A 24,686-nucleotide genomic window follows, 5' to 3' on the forward strand; every position below is an offset into this window, starting at 1 on the left:
AGTATTGTCAGCTTCCTTTTTCTAGTATTCAACTTATAGGATATACTTCATGCTAATATCTTTTTTCATTTTTATTCTGTTTTCTTCATTACCGCAACAGCTTCCGGACTTCGGTGTTGTAGGTATCCGGATCGTTGGCTTTGCGGATCTTTTTTAATATCTTCTGCTGGTCGGGAGCTTCAAAGAGACATCCCATAAACGACCACAACTCTTTCATCTTAAACATGACATTTCTCGCCCCAAGCCCTGCTTCCATATAACCGGCAAACAGTTCATCGTGGAATGCCAGAAGGATTCCTGCGTTATAGCAGCACCTCTGTTCTGCAATCTCCTGTGGAAGAAACGGATTTCCTATGATTCCACGTCCGATCATGATCTTATCAACCTGTGGATATCGTTTCTGAATATTTTTATAGCCGGCAACATCGGTAATATCACCATTATAGCAAAGGACACTTTCTGTCTGCTCTCCGTATCGTTCTACTGCCAGATCGAACATAGCAAGATCTACGCTGCCACCATAATAATCTTCTCTGGTTCTTGGATGAATGATCACTTCGGTAAATGGATATTTCATTAATACATCCAGTATATCCGGGAATTCATCTGCAAATTCCATTCCCAGTCTGGTCTTTACCGATATTTTGCAGATATCGGCTGCAAATATCTCCTCAAGGAAATGATCCAGCTTTGTGGGATCTGCCAGCATTCCTGAACCTTTTCCTTTTGAAACAACCGTACCGGAAGGACAACCCATGTTTATATTGATCTCATCATATCCCATATCAACTAAAGCTTTTGCCGCTTTTATAAAGCCTTCTGAATGATTCGTCAGAATCTGTGGGATCACCATTATGCCCGTATTATGTTCAGGGCGAACATCCGCCAGCTCACGATGTCTGAACGGTTTCCCCTTTGCAGGAGCTATAAAAGGCGTAAAATACCGATCGATTCCTCCAAAATATTTCTGGTATGCATTTCTGTATATATATCCGGTTATCCCCTCTAAAGGTGCCAGATAGAGCATCTTAATTCTCCTTCCAATTATTAAAACATATGTCATCATGATAATCGCAGACACAGACTTCTTATACTTTTATGTCATCACAGCAGTCGTCAAACTCAGTACTCAAATATAGCCAGTGATATATGTTATCTGCATATTCTCACCGGCTATATTCTGACTTATATTTCTATTATATACTTTTATTACTCTACACTGTAGTTTGGAGCTTCCTTTGTGATATGGATATCATGTGGATGACTCTCTTTTAATGACGCTGCTGAGATCTTAACAAACTCTGCTTTCTCATGTAATTCAGGAATGTTATGAGCACCACAGTATCCCATACCGGAACGAAGTCCGCCGATCAACTGGAATACAGTATCTTCTACAGAACCCTTGTATGCAACACGTCCTTCTACTCCTTCCGGAACAAGCTTCTTTGCATTCTCCTGGAAGTATCTGTCCTTGCTGCCGTTCTCCATAGCTGCGATAGAACCCATACCTCTGTATACCTTGTACTTACGTCCCTGATATAATTCGAAGTCACCAGGAGCTTCATCTGTACCTGCAAATAAGCTACCCATCATACATACGTTTGCACCTGCTGCAATTGCCTTTGTGATATCACCTGAATACTTGATACCACCATCAGCGATAACAGGAATACCTGCATTCATGGCTGCATCATATGCTTCCATAATAGCTGTAATCTGCGGAACACCGATACCTGCTACAACACGAGTTGTACAGATAGAACCAGGTCCGATACCAATCTTAACTGCATCTACACCCATATCGATCATTGCCTGTGTACCGGCCTTAGTCGCTACATTACCGGCGATAACCTGAAGATCCGGATACTTCTCCTTTACCATCTTGAAAGTACGAAGTACATTTGCTGAATGCCCATGTGCTGTATCAATAACAATAGCATCAACCTTTGCTGATACAAGTTCAGCGACACGATCCAGAATATTTGCTGTACATCCAACGGCTGCTGCACAGAGAAGTCTTCCCTGTGGATCCTTAGCAGAATGTGGATATTTGATCGTCTTTTCAATATCCTTAATTGTGATAAGTCCTTTTAATCTGAAATCATCGTCAACGATCGGAAGCTTTTCTTTGCGAGCCTTTGCAAGAATCTTCTTTGCTTCCGGTAATGTAATGCCTTCCTTTGCTGTGATCAGACCTTCTGAAGTCATTGACTCGCTGATCTTCTTGGAATAATCTTCTTCAAACATCAGGTCACGGTTTGTAATGATACCGACTAATTTGCCATCCTCTGTGATAGGCACACCTGAAATTCTGAACTTTGCCATAAGTGCATTTGCATCGGCAAGTGTATGCTCAGGAGATAAATAAAATGGGTCAGAAATTACACCATTCTCAGAACGCTTAACCTTATCTACTTCCTCTGCCTGCTCCTCGATTGACATATTTTTGTGAATAACACCGATACCACCCTGACGAGCCATAGCGATAGCCATTCTGTGCTCTGTTACGGTATCCATACCGGCACTCATAAGAGGAATCTGAAGCTGTATTTTCTTTGTTAAGTTAGTTGTTAAATCCACGTCATTTGGAAGCACCTCAGAATATGCAGGTACTAATAATACGTCATCAAATGTAATTCCTTCGCCTATGATCTTACCCATTTTTTTCTCTCACTTTCTTTTTTTTATTTGTAAGTTGATATAACAGGAGCATTCAAACGAACGCTCCTGTTATATCCAAAATATATGATGCTATGCTATCAAATAACCTATTTAATGTCAAGATTATTTATTACCAAAAAATTTCTTTTTTATGAGAAATTATCAGTTATCTTTAATTTTCTGCTACCGGAGCCTGATAAATAAACGCTTCCGACTTTCCGATATCAATGCTGTCATCACCAACCTGAGCAACATAGACTTCCTCGCCATCGTCAAACGTGATATCAGGAATAAACAGAGTATTCCGGTCTATATAGATTGTTTCCTTCTTGAATCCGTTGTTGATCCAAACAAAACTGCATTCATTGAAATTCTCACCCTTGATATAATATCCATGGAGCTGCTCCGGCGCTTTCTCCGGGTTATCGGACAATTTCTGATAATCGCCTTCTTTTATATCCGTAATATAGATTGGTTCTACACCATACTGCATATCGGTAGGCTCATATGGCCAGCCATCCGGATACATATATCGCTTACCGTATAACATATCATATTCTACATTCCACATTACATCGCTGTATTCAGGATCATCTTCGCTGTAAAGTGTATGCACCTTCTGCATGGCACTCTTTTCAAGTCCGATCACATCAAACAGCTTCGTACTCAGATCATAAGCCGGAATGTCTTCATCTTTATCAATGAAATGCTTCATATTGCTCCATATGAAATATTCCGTCTGGTACAAATTTCCATTCTCTACGTCATCATTTGTCAGTTCAAATCCCGGTAAATGATCACCATACATTACCAGTACTACATCTTCATCATAATTCTTCAGTTCTTCAATTAAATCCTTGATAAATTCATCCATCTCATGAAGCTGATTGCAATAATATGTCCATTCATTGTCCAGTTCTTCACTTCCCGTACCTGTTACTTTTACCGGATAAGAATAATTCTCATAATCTAATTCACTCGGATATCTTCCATGTCCCTGAACACTGACCGTGAAGATAAAATCCCTGTCCTCTGTAGATTTCAGGGTCTTCATGATCTCTCCGGTCAGTACATTATCCTTTTCCCAGTTTTTCTGGGTATGCTCTACGTCATACATGTATTCCATAGGGGTAAATGTATCAAAGCCAAGATTCTTGTATACGATATAACGGTCATAGAATGTACCGTCATGGTTATGCATCGCATGAGTAGAATAACCAAGCTTTTTAAACTGTGTCGCCATCGTCTCACAGGTTGTACTTCCAAGTACCGTCTTATATGGATATTCACCGGCACCGAAGTATGCCACATCAAATCCGGAAAGCACCTCAAATTCCGAATTTGCCGTTCCCGCTCCGATTGCAGGCATCGTAAGGAAACCTGACGAACATTCTTCTTTTAATTTTGTGAAATTCGGAATCGGATTCATATTAAAAGATAATTCTTTTACATATGATGGATCCATGAAGGATTCCAATTGAACTACAATTACGTTTGGCTTTCTCTTTGCAAATTTTGCTCCCGAAGCTTTCACCGTATCCAGTTCATCCTTGATCTCAAGCATCTTTTCTTCACTGTAATCTGACGGCTCACTGATTCCGACATCCACTACACTGTTTGAAAAGCAATATACAAAACCATATTTATCATATGCTGTTGCCAGATTTGCAAAGTTATCCGAGATTGCCTGCGCATTTAATGCAATCTTTGTAAACAGCATAACCATACAGAAAGATGCAACGATCAGAACCGTTGTACGGATTCTGTAAATATTTCCCTGGATTGTCGGGGACTTTAAGAACAATATGATAACCGCTGCCAGTGCAACAAATAACGCTACACCAATGAATACAACCTGCCATACTGAGAAATACTTATCAATGATGGTGATTGTATTTCTTGCCATCAGCATATCGATCGCTGAAAACGGAGTGATACGAAAGCCTAAAACAATACAGTTCGTTACACCACAAAGCAGCCATGCAAATGAAATAATACCATAACCAAACACTCTCTTACGCATCAGCAGTGCCAATGTCAGAGTAAAAAAGATAATGGAACAGTTATACAGGAACACCAATGGTTCATTCACAATATATTTCATCGTATTGATAAATGAGTGTCTTCCCAATATCTCCAAAATAATATCCAGCACAATTGCAATCGCAACACACTGGAATATAGCTGTACTACACAATTTCTTCAATTTGTCTTTCATCTAAAACTCCATTCTGCCGTGATTCGGCAACCACTAACCAAATACTTAATGCAATCCTGTTATCTTATTCATAAACCGGTAATTTCAGAATAAGATTAAATCGGTTTCATTATAGCATCCCTTTCTTTTTATTCAATCCGCAAATTTTACAAATAATTACCTCATTTTTTCATTTTTTGCGTGATTTTTACTTACTTTTCTTCTATCTATATCTTTGGGAATGCTTTATATGATGGGAAAATATCATATTTCGGAGGAAACTACAATAAAACAATTATTAAATCTTCTTTAGGATTATTAAGAAGAAGCCCTTTGTTCCAACATCGGATCATCGAAAGTCAGTCGTCTATGCTACTGTTTTTCTGATAAATGGCAGTGGCTCATTGAGGTTCAAAGTATCAACCACAAAAAAAGAAGCCTTAAATCTTAAGACTTCTAAAAAATAAGAGCGCGAGACGGGGATCGAACCCGCGACCCCCTCCTTGGCAAGGAGGTGCTCCACCGCTGAGCCACTCGCGCATTTTCCATTGTTGTGATTTGTTTGCCTCACAACAATGGATATGTTATCATAAGACGTTGTATCTGTCAACAACTTTTTTCAACTTTTTTAAATATTTTTTTCACGCAATGAATTGCCGCATTGAGCCTAGTTGTTTTCATCCTCTGAAGGCGCCTGAACAGACTCATTTTCAATGGTCTGCAACTGCCCTTTTGCTCTGCGAACATAGCCAACGATGAGCACAACTGCACCAACTAAAAAGCATGCAAATCCAAGAAGCTGTGATACACGGATACCGGAATTGCCGATCATTAAGGAATCTGTACGAAGTCCTTCAACGATACATCTTCCAAGTCCATAGCCTGCTACATAGATAAATGCGAATTCACCTGTAAACTTCTGATGCTTTCTATATATAAGAAGAAAGATCAGCAACATCAGATTCCAGAGTGACTCATACAGGAACGTAGGATGTACTGTTATACATTCCATACCATGAAGCATCTGTGTATTTGCAAGCATGGTATCTGAGATCACTCCACTGTTGATCAGACTGTTTAGTGTTCCTTCATGTCTGTAATAATCAAGAGGGATTCCCATCGCAAATACAGAATCTGTATACGCACCAAACGCCTCCCTGTTGAAGAAATTGCCCCAGCGTCCAAGGATCTGTCCGATCAGCAGACCAAACGCTGCTGTGTCGGCAAGCCGAAGCACATTTACCTTCCGCTTCTTCGCAAAGATGCATCCGGTAATAATACCAGCAATTACACCACCATAGATTGCAAGTCCGCCACCTCTGATATTTAACATACCAAGGATGGTTTCTTTTACATTTCCCGCCACTATATACTGATCCAGCCGGAACAATATATAATAAATTCTTGCGCCTAAAATTACCGGAATGATCAGGATCAGGATAAAGTCCAGATACATTTCCGGATCCTGCCCTGTTCGTTTCGCTTCATTTGTCACAAGGAAGTAGGCAAGGATAAATCCACACATAATGATGATACCGTAAAACCGGATCTCAAAGCTGCCAATGGATATATGATCACCTACATGCTTCAGGAAGATTCCCAAATGCGGAAAGATAATACTGTTAAAATATTCTGAAATAGTTTCCATTTTCTTGTTATCTCCTAAAGGAAGCTGTTTTATACGTTGAACTTAAAGAGGATGACATCTCCGTCCTCTACCACATATTCTTTACCTTCCTGTCTTACCAGACCTTTTTCTTTGGCAGCTACCATATTGCCACATTCCATAAGATCTTTATAGCTTACAACCTCTGCCTTGATGAATCCACGCTCAAAATCAGAATGGATCTTGCCGGCTGCTCCCGGCGCTTTTGTTCCCTTCTTGATCGTCCATGCCCTGGATTCTGTCTCACCGGCTGTCAGATAACTGATCAGTCCAAGCAGTGAATAGCTTGCCTTTATCAGCTTATCAAGACCGGATTCTTTTACTCCAAGGTCTTCCAAAAACATTTTCTTTTCTTCGTCATCCAGTTCTGCCAGCTCCTGCTCGATCTGTGCACAGACAACAAATACTTCTGAATCAAATTCTTTTGCATATTCTTTTACTTTCTGAACATACTCATTTGATGCTCCATCATCTGCTACATCGTCTTCGCTTACATTTGCTGCGAAAATAACCGGTTTCCATGTAAGAAGGTTGTATTCCTCGATCCAACCCTGTTCGTCCTCATCTGTTACTTCAAGAGTCTTTGCAAGCTTGCCTTCCTCCAAATGTGCTTTGATACGCTGCTGGAAATCCAGCTCCTTTGCAAGCATCTTATCATTTCTTGCACCTCGTATCGTCTTTGCTATTCTACGATCCAGAACTTCGATATCGGAAAAGATCAGCTCCAGATTAATCGTTTCAATATCACGGATCGGATCAACCGAACCATCTACATGAATAACATTTGTATCTTCAAAGCATCTGACAACATGAACGATCGCATCTACCTCTCTGATATTTGCAAGGAACTGGTTTCCCAGACCTTCGCCTTTGGATGCGCCCTTTACGAGTCCTGCGATATCTACGAATTCAATAACTGCAGGAGTGGTCTTTGCTGAGTGATACATCTCTGTCAGCTTGTCTAACCTCTCATCCGGTACTGCAACGACACCTACATTTGGGTCGATGGTACAGAATGGATAGTTTGCTGATTCTGCACCTGCTTTTGTCAGAGAGTTAAATAATGTACTTTTTCCAACATTGGGAAGTCCAACTATGCCGAGCTTCATGGTTATAATTCCTCCTTAAAACCTTGATTTATAAGGTCATACAACTCATACCATTCAGCCATATTACGTTATGTCAGATGGCCGTTCAAAGTTGATGCCACAAGGTAATTTTTCTCTGTATTCTTGTTCTTTACCTGTATAATGGCGCAAAAAAGCCCCAAAATAGCACGATGATTATACTACATTGGGGCATAAAATTCAATGATTATCAACCGGTTGCCGTCAAATTACTGTCAAATTCCAAGACACATTCTCAGAATTCCCAATATCAGAAGATGCACCGGATAAAACAAATAGTTCACAAGCTTATTCTGCTTTCCACGCTTTCCATTATAAGTAAGCATCAGGCCAAAACCCAGAAGTGCCCATGGTTCCTTATACATCGATGCAAAATTAAACGGAATAGCAATAATCGGTCTGTCATGAAAAAGATACAGAAAATAACCGATCAACACCGCATGGGAATCATAATCCAGACTCAGATTCATGGCTATCAGACAAGTTACTGCTACAATTATAAAAGATACCAGATACCACAAGAACTTGGGCAGCGTCTGCATCTTCTTTTTCAGGGCATCAATAATCCAGATCATCGCCAACACCAGCGCAAGCGTAAACATGATATTATTCCAGTTTGGTTCAAAAAATACATTAGATGTACACATATCAAACGGAACCTCTGATATAATTCCAAATACCAGGAGTGTTCCCAAATATCTCCATCGATTTCTCGTTTTAAAATATCCCTCCACCAACAGGGAAATAAAGATAGGAAATGCGATCCTGCCTAATATATCAAACAGTTCACTCATAACTATTAAAGCCTTACTGTTAAAATATATGAAAAATGTTTTATTAACATGATCGATCAACATTGAAGCAAATGCTATATATTTCAGTTGTGCACCGGATAATAATTTTATCTTTTCTTTCATCTTTAATAACGTTCCTCTCCTACTTAAAAATAACTCTGTCTCTCGTCAATAGCGTAACAACCTCTGTATGCTCAGTAAATGGGAAGAGATCAAATGGTGTGATCTTTAACACCTGATAGCCATGTGTGGTCAGATACTTCAGATCCCTCGCAAGGGTATCCGGTCCACAGGAAATATAAACTACCTTACGCGGAGACAGAGTCACAACAGAAGAAAGAAATTCTTCTGTGCTTCCTGAACGAGGCGGATCCATAAACACAACATCAATCTGCTCATCTGCTTCTGCCAGTTCTACCATAAACCTGCCTGCATCATTTGCATAGAACTCGATATTTTCTATCTTGTTCATCCGGCTGTTAATCTTCGCATCACGGATTGCTTCTGCATTCAGTTCCACACCGATCACTCGTTTTGCCCGGTCGCTTGCAACGATACCGATCGTTCCGATTCCGCAGTATGCATCTATCACCGTCTCTTTCTTTTTCAGATCCGCATATTTGATCGCCTTGTTATATAATTTCTCCGTCTGAACAGAATTGATCTGGTAAAAGCTTCCCGGCGACAGACGAAACCGTTTGCCACAGAGAACATCTTCTATATAGCCTTTGCCATAGATGACCTGATTTCGGTCACCTAACACCATATTCGTATCCTTTGTATTTATATTCTGAACGATCGTTGTGATCTCCGGATGAAGCTTCAAAAGTGCATTTGCAAAATTCTTCTTCGACGGAAATACCGGAGATGCCGTCACAATGATCACCATGATCTGTCCGGTCTGATGTGCTGTCCGGATCAGTACATGACGGATCAGTCCATATCCGCTGTCTTCATTATAGATCATCATTTTAAATGACCGGAACAGCCCTGTGATATCCTGAATGATCGCATCCGCCCGCTGATCTTCGATCTTGCAGCCTTTTGTCTCTATGACATTATGAGTACCCTCCTGATATCGGCCGGAGATGATCGTACCATTCTTCAGTTTTCTGAATTCCGCACATACTTTGTTCCTGTAATAATACGGATTTTCCATTCCCACGATTGGATCGACCGGTGCAAATCCTGAAAGCAGCTTTTCCATCTCTGTCTGCTTCTTTACAAGTAATCTCCGGTATTCTTCGTCTGTATATTCGTATGCCACGGGGTTGGGTTTCTTATTTGGGGACTGGACTTTTCTGCCATCCGGTTTTCTATTTCCCGGCTGTCCCTTTATATTTTCTTTCATATTTTATTTCCTTTCAAATCTCTCGTCTAAACATAGCAAAAACCAAACACATGGTCAACAACATTTCCCTGAATGTATATGACTTATGGCCTGGTTTTTTCTTTGCTCTATGCTTCACCTGTCAGGACGACTTTTGTCATATCGTGTCCGACCGCATCCAGATACAATCCGAATACATCTGCCGTGCGCATCCGCAGACTGGATGTATTCACACATGGGTGGCAGCCAAGATACTCGCCTTTTAATATGTCTTCATCCACCAGCAGCCGTACATGATGCTCCGTATCATTCATCAGTCCCATGACACTGACAGCCCCCGGTTCGATATCCAGATATTTCTCCATGTCCTCAGCCGATGCAAATGACAGTCTTGCGCTCCCGATCTGTGAAGTGATCTCCTTCGTTTTAAACGGCTTGTCTCCCGGCATCATCAACAGATAAAACTGTGTCTTCTGACGATTGCACAGGAAAAGATTCTTACAGATTGTCGCCTGCAACATCTTATCAATCTCCTCACATACTTCCATCGTAAATGCCGGTTCATGGTCGACTCTCTTATATTCTATTCCAAGATGGTCAAGAAAATCATATACCCGAATCTCCTTCTCCAGTCTTCCTTTCGTATTCTCCGGTCTTCCATCCAAAAGTTCCAACAGTACTTTGTCCTCCCGTTCCTTATATCTACCTCTGCTGCTCTGTCTGCTGTTCATCCAACATATGCTCAAACTCCGGAATCGAAACAGGCTTGGAAAAATAAAATCCCTGAGATACACTACATCCATTATCATAAAGGAAATCTGCCGTTCCTCGATTCTCTACGCCTTCTGCTATAATACTTAAGCCCAAATCATTTGACATGGATATCACATGAGAAATGATCGTCTTACCCTGTTTACTGTCCAAACATTCATCCAAAAACTGCCGATCCATCTTCAATACGTCAAATGGTGTATTCTTCAACATACAAAGGGAAGAATAACCTGATCCGAAATCATCCATTAACAATGTAAATCCCGCCTGTTTCAAACTATTGATATAAGACAATGATTCTGCATTCTCCGTTGTCTCCGTAATTTCTAACTGGAACAGCTCCATCGGAATCTGATATTTGTCGATCAGATTCTTGATATATCCTGCAACATCTTCTTTCTGAAGATAGGTTCTCGACACATTTACCGAGATTGGAAGTGGTTGCCTTCCGGTATCCAGCCATCTTCTGATAACTTTACATACCATCTCCCACATGAAACAGTCTAATTTGTATATAAATCCATTTGCCTCAAATACCGGAATAAATTCCATCGGCGACTTGCATTTTCCATTTGCATCAATCCAGCGCACAAGCGCCTCTGCTCCAACGATCTTCGCACGGCTTCTGTCATACTGGTACTTCGGCTGAAGATAAACCTGAAATTCTTCCCGTCTCAGAGCCTCCTCCTCAACTTCCTCGATCGCTCCCGTCTGTTTCACATGATTCATCAGCGTATCCTCATAGAATACAACCTTATTCAAAATCGTCCGCTTACCCTCTGCACGGGCAAGTCCTGCTTCATCTCCATGCTTGCGATATGCCGTTGAACTGCCCGGTACGATATTCACTCCATATGTAATGCTTAACTTGATATCACCATATCTCCGAATCTTTTCATCAAGTTTATCAATAAATTCCATGATTTCTTCTCTGGAATTATAATAGGTCACGATCTGGAATACATCCGCTGACAATCTACAATGCAGATGTTCCTTATCACACATCACATCCAGCGTGTCATATATATACCGAAGAATATCATCTCCTGTATCACTGCCATACTTCTCATTGATATACTTAAATCTACGGACATCAAACTGAATATATGCATACTTCCGCTCCGGATGCTCTGCCTGAAAACGCGCAATCTTCTTGAGAAAGAATGCCGGATTCTTATCATTGCTAAACGATGTCACAATCTCCCGATTCTCTAATTCCTGTTTGCGCATGATCCGTATCATGCCCACATACTCCCGAATCAATCCTTTTTCATCTTTCTCAAGGTAACAAAGGACTGCCATCAGAGCTTTCTTCCCTGATCTGGTCTCAAGATGCACCCACGTCTCCAAATCATCCATCTTGATCGGCTCTTTTGTTCCCTGCTCAATCTGTCTATACAAATTGCACATTTTATTCTTCTCTGTTTCTTCTATACATGTGCAGTCGCAAAATGCTTTTAGTAAATTTTTATCATCCGGATCCAACTCATCAGGCAGAATATCATTTTCCTCAATCGTGTAAAACCGCTCTTGCAGATTAGCGTAAAAATATATGGCGTCGCGGTGATTTTTCCTTATTCTGTTAATCTCTCTCCATGATTCAAATGCCATAATAATATCTTCTCCCAACAATGAATACTTACCTAATTTTACATGTTCTGTTCCCACAGGAACTTGCTATTATATATATATTAACATGTTCTTTAGCAAAAAGAAAGTTTGCATCCAACTTAATCATTCGGAAATTAAGTGAAATTTTAGTTAATCAATTACTTAATTTCTTGTTAATTGTCAACCAGTCAAGAAACGCCTGACAGCCTTCTACAACATCTTCATAAGTCTCCCGGAAATTTCTACTGTACCACGGATCTCTGACATCTGCATCCCGCCCGGCAAACTCCAGCATCTTATAGATCTTATCCCCACGTCTGTGTCCGGTCATTCGTTCAATATTCCTCATATTCATAGAATCCATACCGATCAGATAATCGTAATGATCATAATCTGAGGCTGTAAGCTGCACGGCTCTTTTACCTTTGCAGCTTATCCCATGTCTGGCAAGTTCTCCTCTTGCCGGCGGATACACCGGATTCCCAACACCATTCCAAATCTCTTCTGTGCTGGTGGCTGCCGATGCGATCTCAAACTGATCGGCAATACCACGTTTTGTTACTATATCTTTTAATATGAATTCTGCCATGGGGGAACGGCAGATGTTGCCGTGGCAGATAAATAATACTTTTATCATAGTTTTGTTTCTCCTTGATTTGCCCCGGAATGCCCTACCTCGACTATCGTCTCGGTCGCGGCATTCGCAAAATGCCCGATTATGCAAGCATATCGGGACACTTTGCTCGTTGCTTCGCGTATTTTGCAAGGGTTTTCGGGGTTATGGTGATGTGCTCTGAAATTACAAATTGTGGCAAATTGGAGCAGAACTCTGCAAGTTGTTACTACCTGTTAGTAGTAAAATTGGTAGTAAAAGGGAAATGGTTACTACTAAAGGTTTTGCCGTTTCTTCTGCATCTGCTCAAATAGTTCCTAATATTTCGTGGTAATCTTGTTTTTGCTCTAAAGTTACAAATTGCGGCAGATCAGAGCAGAATTGAGCAAGTTTTTACTACTTGTTAGTGTTAGTTGTAAAGTTGGTAGTAAAAAAAAGGGGGGGGCTACTAACACAGCTAGAAAATGAAATCGCTTATGTAATTTCCTACAATACCTAAAACAGTTCCAATAACAACTGTTCCCACTATAAAATTTCTTTTAGAAGCATTTTTCTCCTCAATATGGTCCTATGTCAAGATTTAGTACAAGTTAAAATGAGAAACTTTTCCCATTTTAACCCGCCAGAAGTTCAGCCTCAGTGTGTGTTCTTTCATACAATCGTTCGAATTCATTTGGTGACATATAGTTGCAATGGCTATGAATTCGTTTCGTATTATAGAAAGCTTCCAGATATTCAAAAATCAACTGGTATGCCTGCTTATAATCGCGAATTTTAAAGCGATTGAGCCATGCACGATATCCTGAACGTGAGACACCTAAAAATTTCAACATTCCGGAGACGGAACCCCGGCGTCCAGCCTTTTGGGCAGCTTCCGTCTTCTCAGACACTTCGAGATAAATGGCTTCCGTCATTTTCCCAGAATGTTGATTGCTTTTTTTAACACATCAAGTGCATCTTGGGCATCACGTAATTAACGTCTGAGACGGGCGATTTCCTTCTGTTCATCGGATGCGTAATTACCAGAACCACGAACAGGAATATCACCAGATTCCCGGAAGTCTTTCAGCCACTTTGTTAATGTGCTGTATCCGATGCCAAGATTTTCTACACATCCACGTACACCAAGATCTTTATGATCCTCGTAGTACTGGACTGCATCAAGTTTAAATTGTTTGTCATGTTGCTTTGCCATATGAGATCCTTCTTCAGCATGCTTCTATTGTATCATGCTTATGTGTACTTGGAATTTCTCATTTTGGCTTGTACTATTTATATTCTAGCATCAAGTTGATCAACTTCTGCTTCGTATACTGATTCAGTGTGAGTATCAAACAGCACCCATTCCACTAAATCAAAACTGTCCGGATTATCCTGTAAGAATCTGTTTACTGTATGTACTGCAATCTTTGCTGCCAACTCAACCGGAAAACTATATACTCCAGTTGATATGGAAGGAAATGCAATAGACCTGATTCCATTATCCATTGCCAGCTTCATAGAATTAAAATAACAGTTAGCAAGAAGTTCCTCTTCTCTATTTCTTCCACCATTCCATATTGGTCCTACAGTATGTATCACATAATCACATGGCAGATTATAGGCTTTTGTTATCTTTGCTTCTCCAGTCTCACATCCGTGAAGTGTCCTGCACTCTACCAAAAGCTCCGGTCCTGCTGCTCTATGAATCGCTCCATCTACACCACCTCCGCCAAGAAGTGAATTGTTTGCTGCATTTACGATTGCCTGCACATCTGTTACTTTCGTTATGTCACCTTTTATCGTCTTGACCAAGTACATTTTCTTCTCCTTGACTTTACATTTCAATGCCTCATACCACATCTCAATAACTTCACTAGCAATCATATGGTTACATCCATATGCTTTTGCCAGTTTTTCTTCAAACCTGTACATCTGTTGTGAAGATATATCCTTGATTGAACTTATCTCCTGTGGTATATCTTCTTCCAAACAACCAATAAGTAAATTTCTCTTTAATTTGTCATTTGGAATATAATCTAATATCAGCGCCTTAAACAACCTGATATCTGACAATACGTCAGGATATTTAATAACCAAATCACACAATACGTTTTTCCTTTGATCTTTATCATTCATACTTGAAACAGTTTCATAGACTAACCTAACATGACTTGGATATATGTGCTTACCAGATTCTTTTAATCTTCTTTCAAATTCTGAAACAAGTGCTTCTTTTAAATATAAACGATTTCCCATACCCATACCTATGCATTTCATCTCTTTGGGTTCTTTTGTTATTTTATTTGGAAATCTTCTTCTTGCCTCTACCTCTAAGTTTTCATTCTGTATATAACTGAATCTATATAGCCACATAGCATTCCCATGAATCGTTATAATCGTAATCTCACCTGGGCACCCCATTGCTCCAGGCTGAGCAAAAGTCCAAGCTATAATATCATGTTCCGATATTTCATCAATATTCTGCATTGTCAAATAAATAGGTTTATTCGTTCTATTTTGTATCAATTTTTTATTTGCTCCTTACATTCATTTGTTTCTCTTAATATTCATAACAAATATCGGATCAGCCTTCACAATATCCATAATCTCATCTCTGGTAGAATCATCAATATCCACATAAAACATGCCACAGTACTTGCATCTCTTTAACGAATACTTCTCTTTATACAGATGCTCATCACACACCAGACAACGATTCAGTTCACTGCATTTTCTGTATTTATATGGATTATTACTTCGTTCTAACTGCTCTTTTTTAGGTTCAAGACTTTTCTTATATTTGTCAATGTTATCTCTTTCAATTTGTTCCGCAGTCTTTCTGCTCTCCTGCAATTTCTTAAAATCTTCAAGTGACTCTGAATAATCCATGCAATGACTTGAACCTATGCATTTACCCGAATAATTTGCTTTCCATCCACATTGTCCATCACGATAATGAATGCATCTCGCCTTATGTCTACGTGGATCATCCTCCTGTTTCTTTGCATATCCTACATGCCAAGGTGTATCAGGTAATCTATTATTTTCTACCATACTGCCACCTGCCTTCCTCAATTTACAATGCGTCTCTACTGCCATCCTGCCTGTTTACCAACTTCATCCCCCACAACAAATCCAATCAATGCAGAAAAATAGTTGATATTCTTAGTCATCAAGCCCATTACACAAATAACAATAATTGCTCCATTGCCTACCCATATTGCAGAGTTCCCCTGATTGTGGTTTTTTCTGACCTTATGTAACAGCCACTGAAGGGAAATAGTAAATATAAAAAATCCTACTGCATACAATATTGTCTCCAACATAAATTACCACCTTCTCTCAGATTTCGTCCGGTTTCAAGAAATGTCCACAATTACATCAAATACATCATCCCTGACACTACTCTCAATCGCCTGCGCCATCAAAAACTTCTCAATATTAGAAAGTCCCATTTTAAGCTCTCTTTCACTCTTAAATGGGACTCCCTTCATAGCCTCTCCAAGCCCCGCCTGAAAAAGCATCTGCATAATATTCTTTTCCACTGAATAATCGGCAAACAAATCATTGCATAATGCGACACACAGTTTTCTATTCTGATATATATCGTATCCGTATCCCTCTGTCATTTTCTCAAATATCTTAACCATTTCTGCTGTGTGCCACATAATGTTTCCTCCCCAATACTTAGTATATTCTAATCCAGTAAGTTCCCACCTTCTCATTTGGAATCTGCTGGACTTTAACTGCCCTGCTCTGTCCTCCTGCTGCAATCTTTGCAACCATACCTGCAAGCTCTGACTGTCTTAGTTTCGGAAATAAACCATCTATCCGAAAATATAATTTATTCCGACCTTGCTCTATCTCTTGTGTTATATATGCTATCAGCTGACTTCTGCTTCTAAATGTCAGCCCGTTTCTTTCAAAATAATTATCTTTTAATGAAATGCATTTCGGCATCTCATCTTCAAAACTATGTGTCTTGCTTATAATTTCATCTGTAACATTGAAATAATCATATGCAATTCTTCCCTTAGAAGCTCCGATATCCCATGTCACATCCACCTGATATGGGCTTCCATCAATATCAATAACATTCCAAGCATGGTGTTCTTTCTTACCATTTGCCTCTGCTTCCCCAGTAGCCACAATACACTTGATATCCACCGCATTCAGCAATACTTTTACAGCTTTGGCAATTCCCTCACACTGGGCTTTCTGTTTTGCAAAAACCCCTACAATATTATGTGAGAGAACTACTCTAGCCAACTCATCCATATCTGATCCTTTAAAATCATATTTCACATTTTTGCAGAACCAGTCATGGACTCTTATTTCTTTCTCATAATCTGTGCCCTCTGTCAGCTTTAACTGTGCAGCCAGATTATTCACTGCGTTTTCTATGTTACGATTGTACTTTCGGACTGTTTCCCTGCTATAAAAATACTGTGGACATATGGCTGTATGCCCAAATGCATCCGTCGCCCAGTTGCAGGCAGATTGATTGACATAATATATCAACGGATTATCCCTTGTCATTGCCCGGAATATTTTGTTGAATACTTCTTTTGATAACTGTCCTTTGATTGGAATTGGAATGACATCCTCATGAGCCATCAGACCCTTATAAAAAAATTTGTAAATTGCTTGTTCTTGCTTATTTAATTGTGAATAATAGTAACGATCTACAATCACTCACTTTCTCCTTCGCTTTCTTATTTGACCAACTGTTTTAAAGCTTCAATTGCCTCATCCGTGTATCCGCCATATGAAATATAGATCACTTTTTTATCTAAGTCGCACATAAAAGCAATTTTTATCGCTTTTCCAGAGGATAGTACTACTTCTAACATCGCATGTTCTAGTTTTACACCCTGCGGTCTACAAGTATGAGGTTTTACCTTATATCCTCCTTGAAGAATTGTTCTTCTAATACTATTCTTTTGATTATAAGGTTTTAACCTTTTTTGAGATTGACCTTGGATACATTCTTGCTTCTTGCGTTTTTCAATACCCTCAAGCTGTTTTCTTTTTTGTTCGTAATTGCAGGTAGAATTATCAAGTTCAAAAAACCGACAATTTCTCCACGAATTATAACCATCTACCGGTAAATACAATGGACGTTTCATGCAAGATTTATCATGTCTATCATAATAACAACAAGATTTGCAATCAATTCTCTTTTTGAGCGTATCATTGTGTTCTATTACAAAACCTCGTTCATATCCCCAAGCCATATATTCACCTTCTTCAATCCTTATTTATCAATATAAGCCATAACCACAGTGATATCATCACCGCATCCAAGCTCACTTGTCTCCTTGAGCCACTTTTCAAGATTATCTCCTACTGCCTCGTATCCATGCTCGCCAATCATTTTATAATACTCTCTGCAGGTTTTATGGAACTCCTCTTCGTTCACAAAACTGTTGGAAAATCCATCTGTCGAAAGCATATACAAATATGGCACATCATCTGCTGCATTCTTTCTCCTTACGGATGCTACCGCTTTTCTCCATGCATCCAGTTTGGATAAAGAATGTGTCTCTGTGCCAAGAAATTTCTCTGGCTCTACCAATGGAGAAATCTCATCACCTGTAATATAGTTGATATCGCCATCACCTATCTGAAATGAGAATACAAAGGTATCTGTAATCAGCATTCCTAACAATGTCGTACCATACAGCAAATATACTTTCTTCCAGTCTGTATTGCCATTATCGTCCTTAACATTCTCTGCCTTATTCTTATAATAGGATTGTTTTACTCTTGCCTGCCATTCTTCACATATATCCTGTGCGAAGCGCATATCGCCTTCTCTGTTCAGAAATGTTACCAGATTTGTAAGACCATCCTTTTCTTTTCCATAATTGAGCAGATAGTTTTTCATTACTGTGCAGAAAGTATTTACCGCAATCAAAGAACCTCTGTCGCTTCTGGAGCACTTTGAGCTGCCATGTCCATCTGCTACAGCTATAATCGTGATCTTATCTGAAATTTCTTCTATTTTGCAGTTATCCTGAAGAGGTAATCCATTCTTTTCGTGAGTAGCGCCTTTTACACTTTTACCAAATACATAACGCTTCATGAAATCCCTCCTTTTTACCAAACTGCTCCATCGTCAAAGTCATCCGGACTAGGAATATTACTCATATCTATAACAAGTGGTGCTCCTCCATTTGCAGGTGCAAAAGGATCTCCACTGCCTGCAGGTGTAGATACTGCGTCAGCATTCATAGGTTTGCTTGCTGGAGCGGATACCATAGATGCAGTTGTAGACGCCCATTTAATCATCTTTGCAAGTGCAGCTGCATTATTTGCCTGTAATATCAGTTCTTTGTTACCTGTGAAGTCTTCAAGCACATCATCATCTGCATCGGAACCGATAGAAATCGCAATCTTAACTGCTTTCTTGAACCAAGGAAGTGCTTTTAACTTATTCAGTCCATCCTTGTAAGAATCTGTTGGCTGTCCATCAGACAATAAAACAATTACCGGTGGTAATGCTCGTGTTGGCATTGGCGGAATAGAAAGCTGTGCTGCCAGTAATTCAAATGCCTTTCCCATCTCTGTTACACCATTTGCTTCCAACGGATTCCATGAATAATCCTCAACCGGTACAGGCTTTGCAGTAAGCCAGCTTGCCCCGGATGAAAACTGAAGTGCCCTGATAAGCAGCTGTGCATTCGGGTTATTATCCGCAGCTGATGCCATCTCCGGAATACACTCCTCAATAGCTGTATTCACCACTTCCATCTTTCCGTCATAAGACATTGAACCTGAACAATCCACTACCCAAAAGAAATTAATCGGTCTGCTTGCCAGTTCTCCACCTGGTCTTTGTAAATCTGCCATAACAATTTTCTCCTTTTACTTGAACTCTCCGACTGACTCGGAGAAATGTATTTTTACGCCTGCTGCAATACCTGCTGTCTTTCCTACTTCAACAGGAATCTGTGTTCCATCCGCTTTTTCATAAGTCCAGTTTAATTTATCTTCATTGTGGATTCCCCATAATGCCGGATTCTTTGGATTCTGAACTACTTCTCCAACTACTGTTTCCATATCAAAATCACTATAAATGTGATGATGTAACAGCTTACTGTTCTGATTTAGTACCACAGTATTCTTTCCAATCACAATCCTGGTTGGTACTTTCACTGTCTGCTGACAATTCCAACATGTATGTGCCACACCATTTGCTTCTAGGCTTTCATCATAGAAAACACTTGCACCACAGGTGCATTTCATCAAACCACTCATCATATTTGCAAACAGGTTCATCCATTCAGGCTCCGTTACACGCTTGCTTGGATTATTAAGTCCGACTGTAAAAGATTTGATAAACAGCTGGCGCAGCTGTTCCGGATATAACGGCCAATAAATATTGGCGTTATCATGGATTCCCGGTACTGGTCTATTTGTCTTATTACCCGGATCGAAGATAAAAATAGGATCCGTTCCATAGAGTTTTACTCTGGCTGCCATATCCATACACTTGATGCTTGCTTCCTGCTTCCCCTCCAATGGGTGATTTACCATGAAAAGGTAAAACAGTAATACCGCTAATGAATATCTGTCCGTATCCCTTGATGGTCTCGCTTCACCTCTTACAATCTCAGGTGCCATAAATCCCGGTGTACCAAGAACTCCTCCCGGCTTGCTGTTGCCATATGATACATTATCATTGTCGCAAATCAAGACATCTCCGTTATCCGGATTAAAGAAAAGATTTCCAAATGAAATATCCTGATACTTTGCCCCGGCAATATGTAGATTTCGATAACCTTTTGTAAGGTTAAGTGCTGTCCTGCATATGACATAAAATGATGGATTTACACGATTCTTCATCAAATCCACTATGCTCTTATAATTCTTTGGACGAAGCGGCATGATATATCCAAACAAGTTTCCCCGCGACGGAACAATCAGTTCCATCGGCCAGAGAAACGAACTATCCGGTGCTCCCTTTGCAATAATCTCTTCCAATAATTTCTTCTGTCGTGCTGTAGCACTTCCCTTGAAATACCATTTCAATGCATAATGCTTTCCATCACATTCCACATCATAGACTTCACCTTGTCCACCGGCACCCAGAAGATTCACTACCGTATACTTATTTCCACTTTCCGAAGTAAGTATTGTTCCGTTTTTTAACTGTCCCTCCATTATGGGATCTGCCTCCTTTGCTTCACAAGCTGTAATACTTCATATAATAGATTTCCATCATCAACATACATATTGTATGTTTTACTGCCAAACTGCAGTTCACAGGCATCTACATACGGAGTTACCGCTGTTAGATATCTATATGTTTTATCAAACCCCTTTTCAGAAACTTGAAATACAATTCTCTGATTAGTCACATACAGGATTCCCCGATGCTGTACAAGCTCACCATGCTCAATAGGCTTCGCCACACCCACATTCCAACGATTGCCTTTTAACAATCCCGGTGTACTGTGTCCCACATGCCGGTATTGCTTTACTACCTTGATTTCAAGGTTGATTGCTTTATCAATATAATGGATTTTCTCACCACGCTTGAGAAATAAGCTGTCAGTATTCAATATCGGTAATCTTCCTGCACGGATCTCGTTCTTCGCAGCTGTAGGAAGTATGGAATTTATCTTAGGTGGCTGATTATTGCCAAATATTGCATCCAATAAGCCCATACATATCACCTCTTTTCTGTATTCTATCGTAATTTCGTTCTTTTTGTGTCGCATCGCTGGCGACATTACACCAGCTGATACTTAATCTTGTTCTTCCTGCAATACTGCTCTGCAAAAGAGCCAAATGAGCATTGCGCGATAAACATATCATCCGTACCTGTAAAAGCATCCTGACCAATCTGCTGTACACTGTCCGGAATCACAATAAAGTCAAGGCTGGAGCATCCGAAAAATGCTCGTTCACCAATCACATTCAGTTTTTCATGCAGCTCCACCTTTTTTAAGCCACTACAATTCATAAACATCCGATCAGTTATCCTTGCAATGTTATCCGGTATCTTAATATGCTCCAGCGATTGGCACTCTGCCAATAAATCATCACCTATCCCAAATACACTCTTTGGAATATCCAATGTCCGTAAACCTGTTCCTTTAAAAGCTGCATCTCCGATTGTCTTAAGCAGTATCGGCAAGGAGATTGATTTTAAGTTGTTACAATTCTCAAATGCTGAGTTTTCAATCTCTTCTACGCTAACTGGCAATACCACCTGATGTAATTTCTCACAGTCAGAAAAAGCCTTTAACCCTATGTATTTAAAGCCTTCCGTCAGAATTGCCTCTTCTATGGAAGATTTGCTAAAACTGTTATCCGCAATCTCTATAACATTTTCATTGCCATACCTATTTTGAAATATAATCGTCTGGTTCTTATCTCCACGGAATCCTGTTACAGCCAGTCCGTTGCCTCTGCGACTTTTCTCATATACAAATAAATCTCCATATGATTTTCCCGAAGATGACTTATTATCTTTTATCGCCGGACCACCACCCTGCTTCTGCACTGATATGTCACAGGCTTTTCCCAATACTTTATTACCATAACAAGAACACCATACTGACACGATCCAGTCTGCATTCACTCTGCTGATGCCATAGTCATCCATCAACTGCTTCACATACCGGAAAGCAAATGTATTATTGAGCAGATTCGCCGTCTGAATATCCTGTGCAATTCCCATGTTATATGCCATAAGAATCAGATTGATATTCTTTGCCTCTTCCGGGAATAAATCCTTCACCAGTGCAGTAAACTGTCGCTTATCATCTATTGAATTTTCATACTGTCGAAGCATTGCTTCAAAATCCTGCTCAAAAATAAGTCATCACCTTCTTTACTCTACGCCCAAGGCTTTATATACTGCTTCTTCCGGAGAAGAATAGAATATCAGACTAAATGCTCCAACTAAGTCAGATGGTACAGTTCCAAGATCTGCTGCCGATGTGATTGGAAGAAGTACTTTCTTAGCACCACTATCAAGACACACCTGCAATGTACTTGCTAAATCTTCTACCTTAATAAGTGTTCCACCGATACTGATCTCACCAAGTACTGCAAGACTGCTGATCGGAGGCTTACTAAGTGCTGCCGATGAAATAGCAATCAGTGTAGGAAGTGCCAGATTTCCCGTCATGCCAAGTCCCTGCATATCCTGATAATTAATGATGTAATCCTTGGTTGTAGTACTGATTGAACCCGATATTGCATTTCCGTTTGCCTTCAGATAATTAAATGCTGTATTGGTTGCTTCCTTTGGCTCTTTTCCTGATCCAATACCTGTGCAAGTCAGCTTTCCATTTCCCGGCATCATCTGCGTTTCAAGACGATAACAGCCTATCATTCCAGTCTTTGACTTTGATACTGTATATAAGCATCCCGGCTTACCCATACCTTCAGGAATCATCTTTCCGCCGCCCTGCTCCGGTACAGTTACAAAATGCTCATCAAAACTATCATTGTCTATGTATGAGAAGTTCACATCATAGAACTCCATTCCACCAATCTTCTTAAGCTGTTCTTTTACTCGTCTACGAAGTTCAAGTGAAATATCCATGATCTCTGCAACTTCTTCCTTGCTGACTTCTCCATCCGGATAAATCAATTTGATAAATCCGGAAATCAGCTTACGAACAGCAATTGCATCTCTCTGATTTAAGTTATTTCCTAATTTGAAATACTTCTCTGCTATATTGCTGTAATTATCCTTACGAAGCTCACGCATAAACTCTGAAAGATAATCTGTGATAAATCCATAATCATTTGTAAATGAATCCGGTCTGTACTTAGGGATCTCCCATCCCGGTATATATGCATGGAAACGGTCAAGGAACGCAGTATCAGTACCCATTTCAGGAGGAAATGGATCAAACAGACTTGATGTCTTCTGCAAAGTCTCCACACTCTGATTGATATTACCTACAAAGACCATAGATGCTTTTGCCTGTATCTCAGCCTTGCCACGGGAAAATGCACCTGATGCCATGTATCCCTTCATAATCTGGATACCATCTTTATCCTTAAACTTGATACCGGCAACCTCGTCAAATGCTACAACATCCCACATTCCGACAAGACCGACTGTATTGTTAGACATGTTATAAAACAGATTTGCAACAGTTGTCTGCCCACCAGCTACAAGGATACTGTTTGGAGAAATCTGCTCATATATGTATGATTTACCTGTAGAACGAGGTCCCAATTCGCACATATTAAAGTTATTCTCAACAAGTGGAATCATACGGGCTATCAATAGCCATTTTGCTCTGTCAGAAAGCTTGTCCGGCTCCATTCCGGTAGAACGAAGCAGAATATCCATCCACTCTTCCTTAGTAAATGCCTTACGACCATTCTTTACCTCATCCATATCAACATGTGGCATCTGAATAGGTGTCAGCTTTCTGATGCGGATAGGCTGTGTATTCTTTTTATCTTCCTCAATAAACTCATAGTCAAGCTGAAGAATACACCAGATACCGCCACAAAGCAGGCGGTCATAATCCTTTACATAGTCAGCACTGATAGGAATATTCTTAATTCCAAGATTAGAGAATGTTGCCTCGTATCGGTCTTCCTTTGTATTAAGGATTACTGTAATCCTGTCAATAACTGTATAGCTACCTCTCTCTCGAAGAAGAGACAAGATCTTCTGCGCTTCATCCGGACGTACATAGTTATCACGCAGAATACGCTTCACATTGTCTACTCCCTCATCAATAATCTCCTGATCATCGGAATTACAATACTGACCGAGAAGATATTCCAGTACATATACCGGAACATTTGCTCCTTCTCTAATTGATTTAGTTAAATCCTTGCGGACAATACGACCATCATAATATTGGCGGAGCTTTTGCTTTATGATTTCTCGTCGATCATCTGTTTCACTATTTAATTCAGAAGAATCCATAAATTCTGTCATGC

At 39.9% G+C, this 24,686-nt stretch carries 24 protein-coding genes and 1 tRNA gene; all 25 read right to left on the reverse strand.

Going from position 1 to position 24,686, the window contains the following annotated elements; all coding sequences use genetic code 11:
• Positions 1-88 precede the first annotated feature (88 nt).
• Complete coding sequence (locus WKT03_RS07765; RefSeq protein ID WP_242997283.1) at positions 89-1,027, reverse strand: tRNA dihydrouridine synthase; 939 nt, start codon at positions 1,025-1,027, stop codon at positions 89-91.
• Between the two features lie 182 nt (positions 1,028-1,209).
• Entirely contained in the window at positions 1,210-2,661 is a 1,452-nt protein-coding gene (guaB, locus tag WKT03_RS07770; RefSeq protein ID WP_008401827.1) for an IMP dehydrogenase, read from the reverse strand.
• 172 nt (positions 2,662-2,833) lie between these two features.
• Positions 2,834-4,879, reverse strand: a complete 2,046-nt coding sequence (locus tag WKT03_RS07775) for a sulfatase-like hydrolase/transferase (RefSeq protein WP_340391423.1) — start codon at positions 4,877-4,879, stop codon at positions 2,834-2,836.
• 447 nt (positions 4,880-5,326) lie between these two features.
• Positions 5,327-5,398: transfer RNA gene (locus tag WKT03_RS07780), tRNA-Gly, on the reverse strand.
• A 127-nt stretch (positions 5,399-5,525) separates the two neighbouring features.
• Entirely contained in the window at positions 5,526-6,506 is a 981-nt protein-coding gene (gene lgt, locus WKT03_RS07785; protein WP_118674415.1) for a prolipoprotein diacylglyceryl transferase, read from the reverse strand.
• A 29-nt stretch (positions 6,507-6,535) separates the two neighbouring features.
• The gene (gene ychF, locus WKT03_RS07790) at positions 6,536-7,633 is read right to left on the reverse strand and encodes a redox-regulated ATPase YchF (RefSeq protein ID WP_021943678.1); all 1,098 of its coding nucleotides are present in this window, start codon (positions 7,631-7,633) and stop codon (positions 6,536-6,538) included.
• Between the two features lie 233 nt (positions 7,634-7,866).
• Entirely contained in the window at positions 7,867-8,568 is a 702-nt protein-coding gene (locus WKT03_RS07795; RefSeq protein WP_008401875.1) for a TraX family protein, read from the reverse strand.
• 19 nt (positions 8,569-8,587) lie between these two features.
• Positions 8,588-9,796 (reverse strand): 23S rRNA (uracil(1939)-C(5))-methyltransferase RlmD, encoded by a 1,209-nt coding sequence (rlmD, locus tag WKT03_RS07800; RefSeq protein WP_118674413.1) that lies wholly within the window; start codon positions 9,794-9,796, stop codon positions 8,588-8,590.
• A gap of 107 nt (positions 9,797-9,903) precedes the next feature.
• Positions 9,904-10,449, reverse strand: coding sequence for a prolyl-tRNA synthetase associated domain-containing protein (locus WKT03_RS07805; RefSeq protein WP_021943680.1), 546 nt, complete (start codon positions 10,447-10,449; stop codon positions 9,904-9,906).
• Between the two features lie 28 nt (positions 10,450-10,477).
• On the reverse strand, positions 10,478-12,157 hold the full coding sequence (locus WKT03_RS07810) for an EAL domain-containing protein (RefSeq protein WP_147353876.1): 1,680 nt from the start codon (positions 12,155-12,157) through the stop codon (positions 10,478-10,480).
• Positions 12,158-12,311: 154 nt separating this feature from the next.
• Positions 12,312-12,794, reverse strand: a complete 483-nt coding sequence (locus tag WKT03_RS07815) for a low molecular weight protein-tyrosine-phosphatase (protein WP_262529886.1) — start codon at positions 12,792-12,794, stop codon at positions 12,312-12,314.
• A 590-nt stretch (positions 12,795-13,384) separates the two neighbouring features.
• Complete coding sequence (locus WKT03_RS07820; protein WP_340391431.1) at positions 13,385-13,684, reverse strand: IS3 family transposase; 300 nt, start codon at positions 13,682-13,684, stop codon at positions 13,385-13,387.
• A 59-nt stretch (positions 13,685-13,743) separates the two neighbouring features.
• Entirely contained in the window at positions 13,744-13,965 is a 222-nt protein-coding gene (locus WKT03_RS07825; RefSeq protein WP_340391433.1) for a hypothetical protein, read from the reverse strand.
• A gap of 77 nt (positions 13,966-14,042) precedes the next feature.
• A complete protein-coding gene (locus WKT03_RS07830) occupies positions 14,043-14,570 on the reverse strand; it encodes an O-acetyl-ADP-ribose deacetylase (protein WP_340391541.1) in 528 nt (175 codons plus the stop codon).
• A gap of 729 nt (positions 14,571-15,299) precedes the next feature.
• Complete coding sequence (locus tag WKT03_RS07835; RefSeq protein ID WP_340391435.1) at positions 15,300-15,806, reverse strand: hypothetical protein; 507 nt, start codon at positions 15,804-15,806, stop codon at positions 15,300-15,302.
• Positions 15,807-15,841: 35 nt separating this feature from the next.
• Positions 15,842-16,078 carry a hypothetical protein gene (locus tag WKT03_RS07840; protein WP_117821966.1) on the reverse strand — a complete coding sequence of 79 codons (237 nt, stop codon included), beginning with the start codon at positions 16,076-16,078 and terminating at the stop codon, positions 15,842-15,844.
• Positions 16,079-16,111: 33 nt separating this feature from the next.
• On the reverse strand, positions 16,112-16,420 hold the full coding sequence (locus WKT03_RS07845) for a hypothetical protein (RefSeq protein WP_340391437.1): 309 nt from the start codon (positions 16,418-16,420) through the stop codon (positions 16,112-16,114).
• 19 nt (positions 16,421-16,439) lie between these two features.
• Positions 16,440-17,447 (reverse strand): transglutaminase domain-containing protein, encoded by a 1,008-nt coding sequence (locus WKT03_RS07850; RefSeq protein WP_340391439.1) that lies wholly within the window; start codon positions 17,445-17,447, stop codon positions 16,440-16,442.
• Between the two features lie 20 nt (positions 17,448-17,467).
• Positions 17,468-17,989 carry a hypothetical protein gene (locus WKT03_RS07855; RefSeq protein WP_340391441.1) on the reverse strand — a complete coding sequence of 174 codons (522 nt, stop codon included), beginning with the start codon at positions 17,987-17,989 and terminating at the stop codon, positions 17,468-17,470.
• 20 nt (positions 17,990-18,009) lie between these two features.
• Positions 18,010-18,840, reverse strand: a complete 831-nt coding sequence (locus tag WKT03_RS07860) for a PP2C family serine/threonine-protein phosphatase (RefSeq protein WP_340391443.1) — start codon at positions 18,838-18,840, stop codon at positions 18,010-18,012.
• A 14-nt stretch (positions 18,841-18,854) separates the two neighbouring features.
• Positions 18,855-19,607: a vWA domain-containing protein gene (locus tag WKT03_RS07865; RefSeq protein ID WP_340391444.1), complete on the reverse strand. Its 753-nt coding sequence runs from the start codon at positions 19,605-19,607 to the stop codon at positions 18,855-18,857.
• Between the two features lie 15 nt (positions 19,608-19,622).
• Positions 19,623-20,921 carry a protein kinase domain-containing protein gene (locus WKT03_RS07870; protein WP_340391445.1) on the reverse strand — a complete coding sequence of 433 codons (1,299 nt, stop codon included), beginning with the start codon at positions 20,919-20,921 and terminating at the stop codon, positions 19,623-19,625.
• A complete protein-coding gene (locus WKT03_RS07875; RefSeq protein ID WP_340391447.1) occupies positions 20,921-21,427 on the reverse strand; it encodes a hypothetical protein in 507 nt (168 codons plus the stop codon). The genes WKT03_RS07870 and WKT03_RS07875 overlap by 1 nt, the downstream gene beginning before the upstream one ends.
• 65 nt (positions 21,428-21,492) lie before the next feature.
• Positions 21,493-22,560 carry a leucine-rich repeat domain-containing protein gene (locus WKT03_RS07880; RefSeq protein ID WP_340391448.1) on the reverse strand — a complete coding sequence of 356 codons (1,068 nt, stop codon included), beginning with the start codon at positions 22,558-22,560 and terminating at the stop codon, positions 21,493-21,495.
• 39 nt (positions 22,561-22,599) lie between these two features.
• A complete protein-coding gene (gene brxL, locus WKT03_RS07885) occupies positions 22,600-24,684 on the reverse strand; it encodes a protease Lon-related BREX system protein BrxL (protein ID WP_340391450.1) in 2,085 nt (694 codons plus the stop codon).
• Positions 24,685-24,686 lie beyond the last annotated feature (2 nt).

The organism is Coprococcus sp. HCN-4056, from assembly GCF_037892645.1.
Taxonomy (GTDB): domain Bacteria; phylum Bacillota; class Clostridia; order Lachnospirales; family Lachnospiraceae; genus Coprococcus; species Coprococcus ammoniilyticus.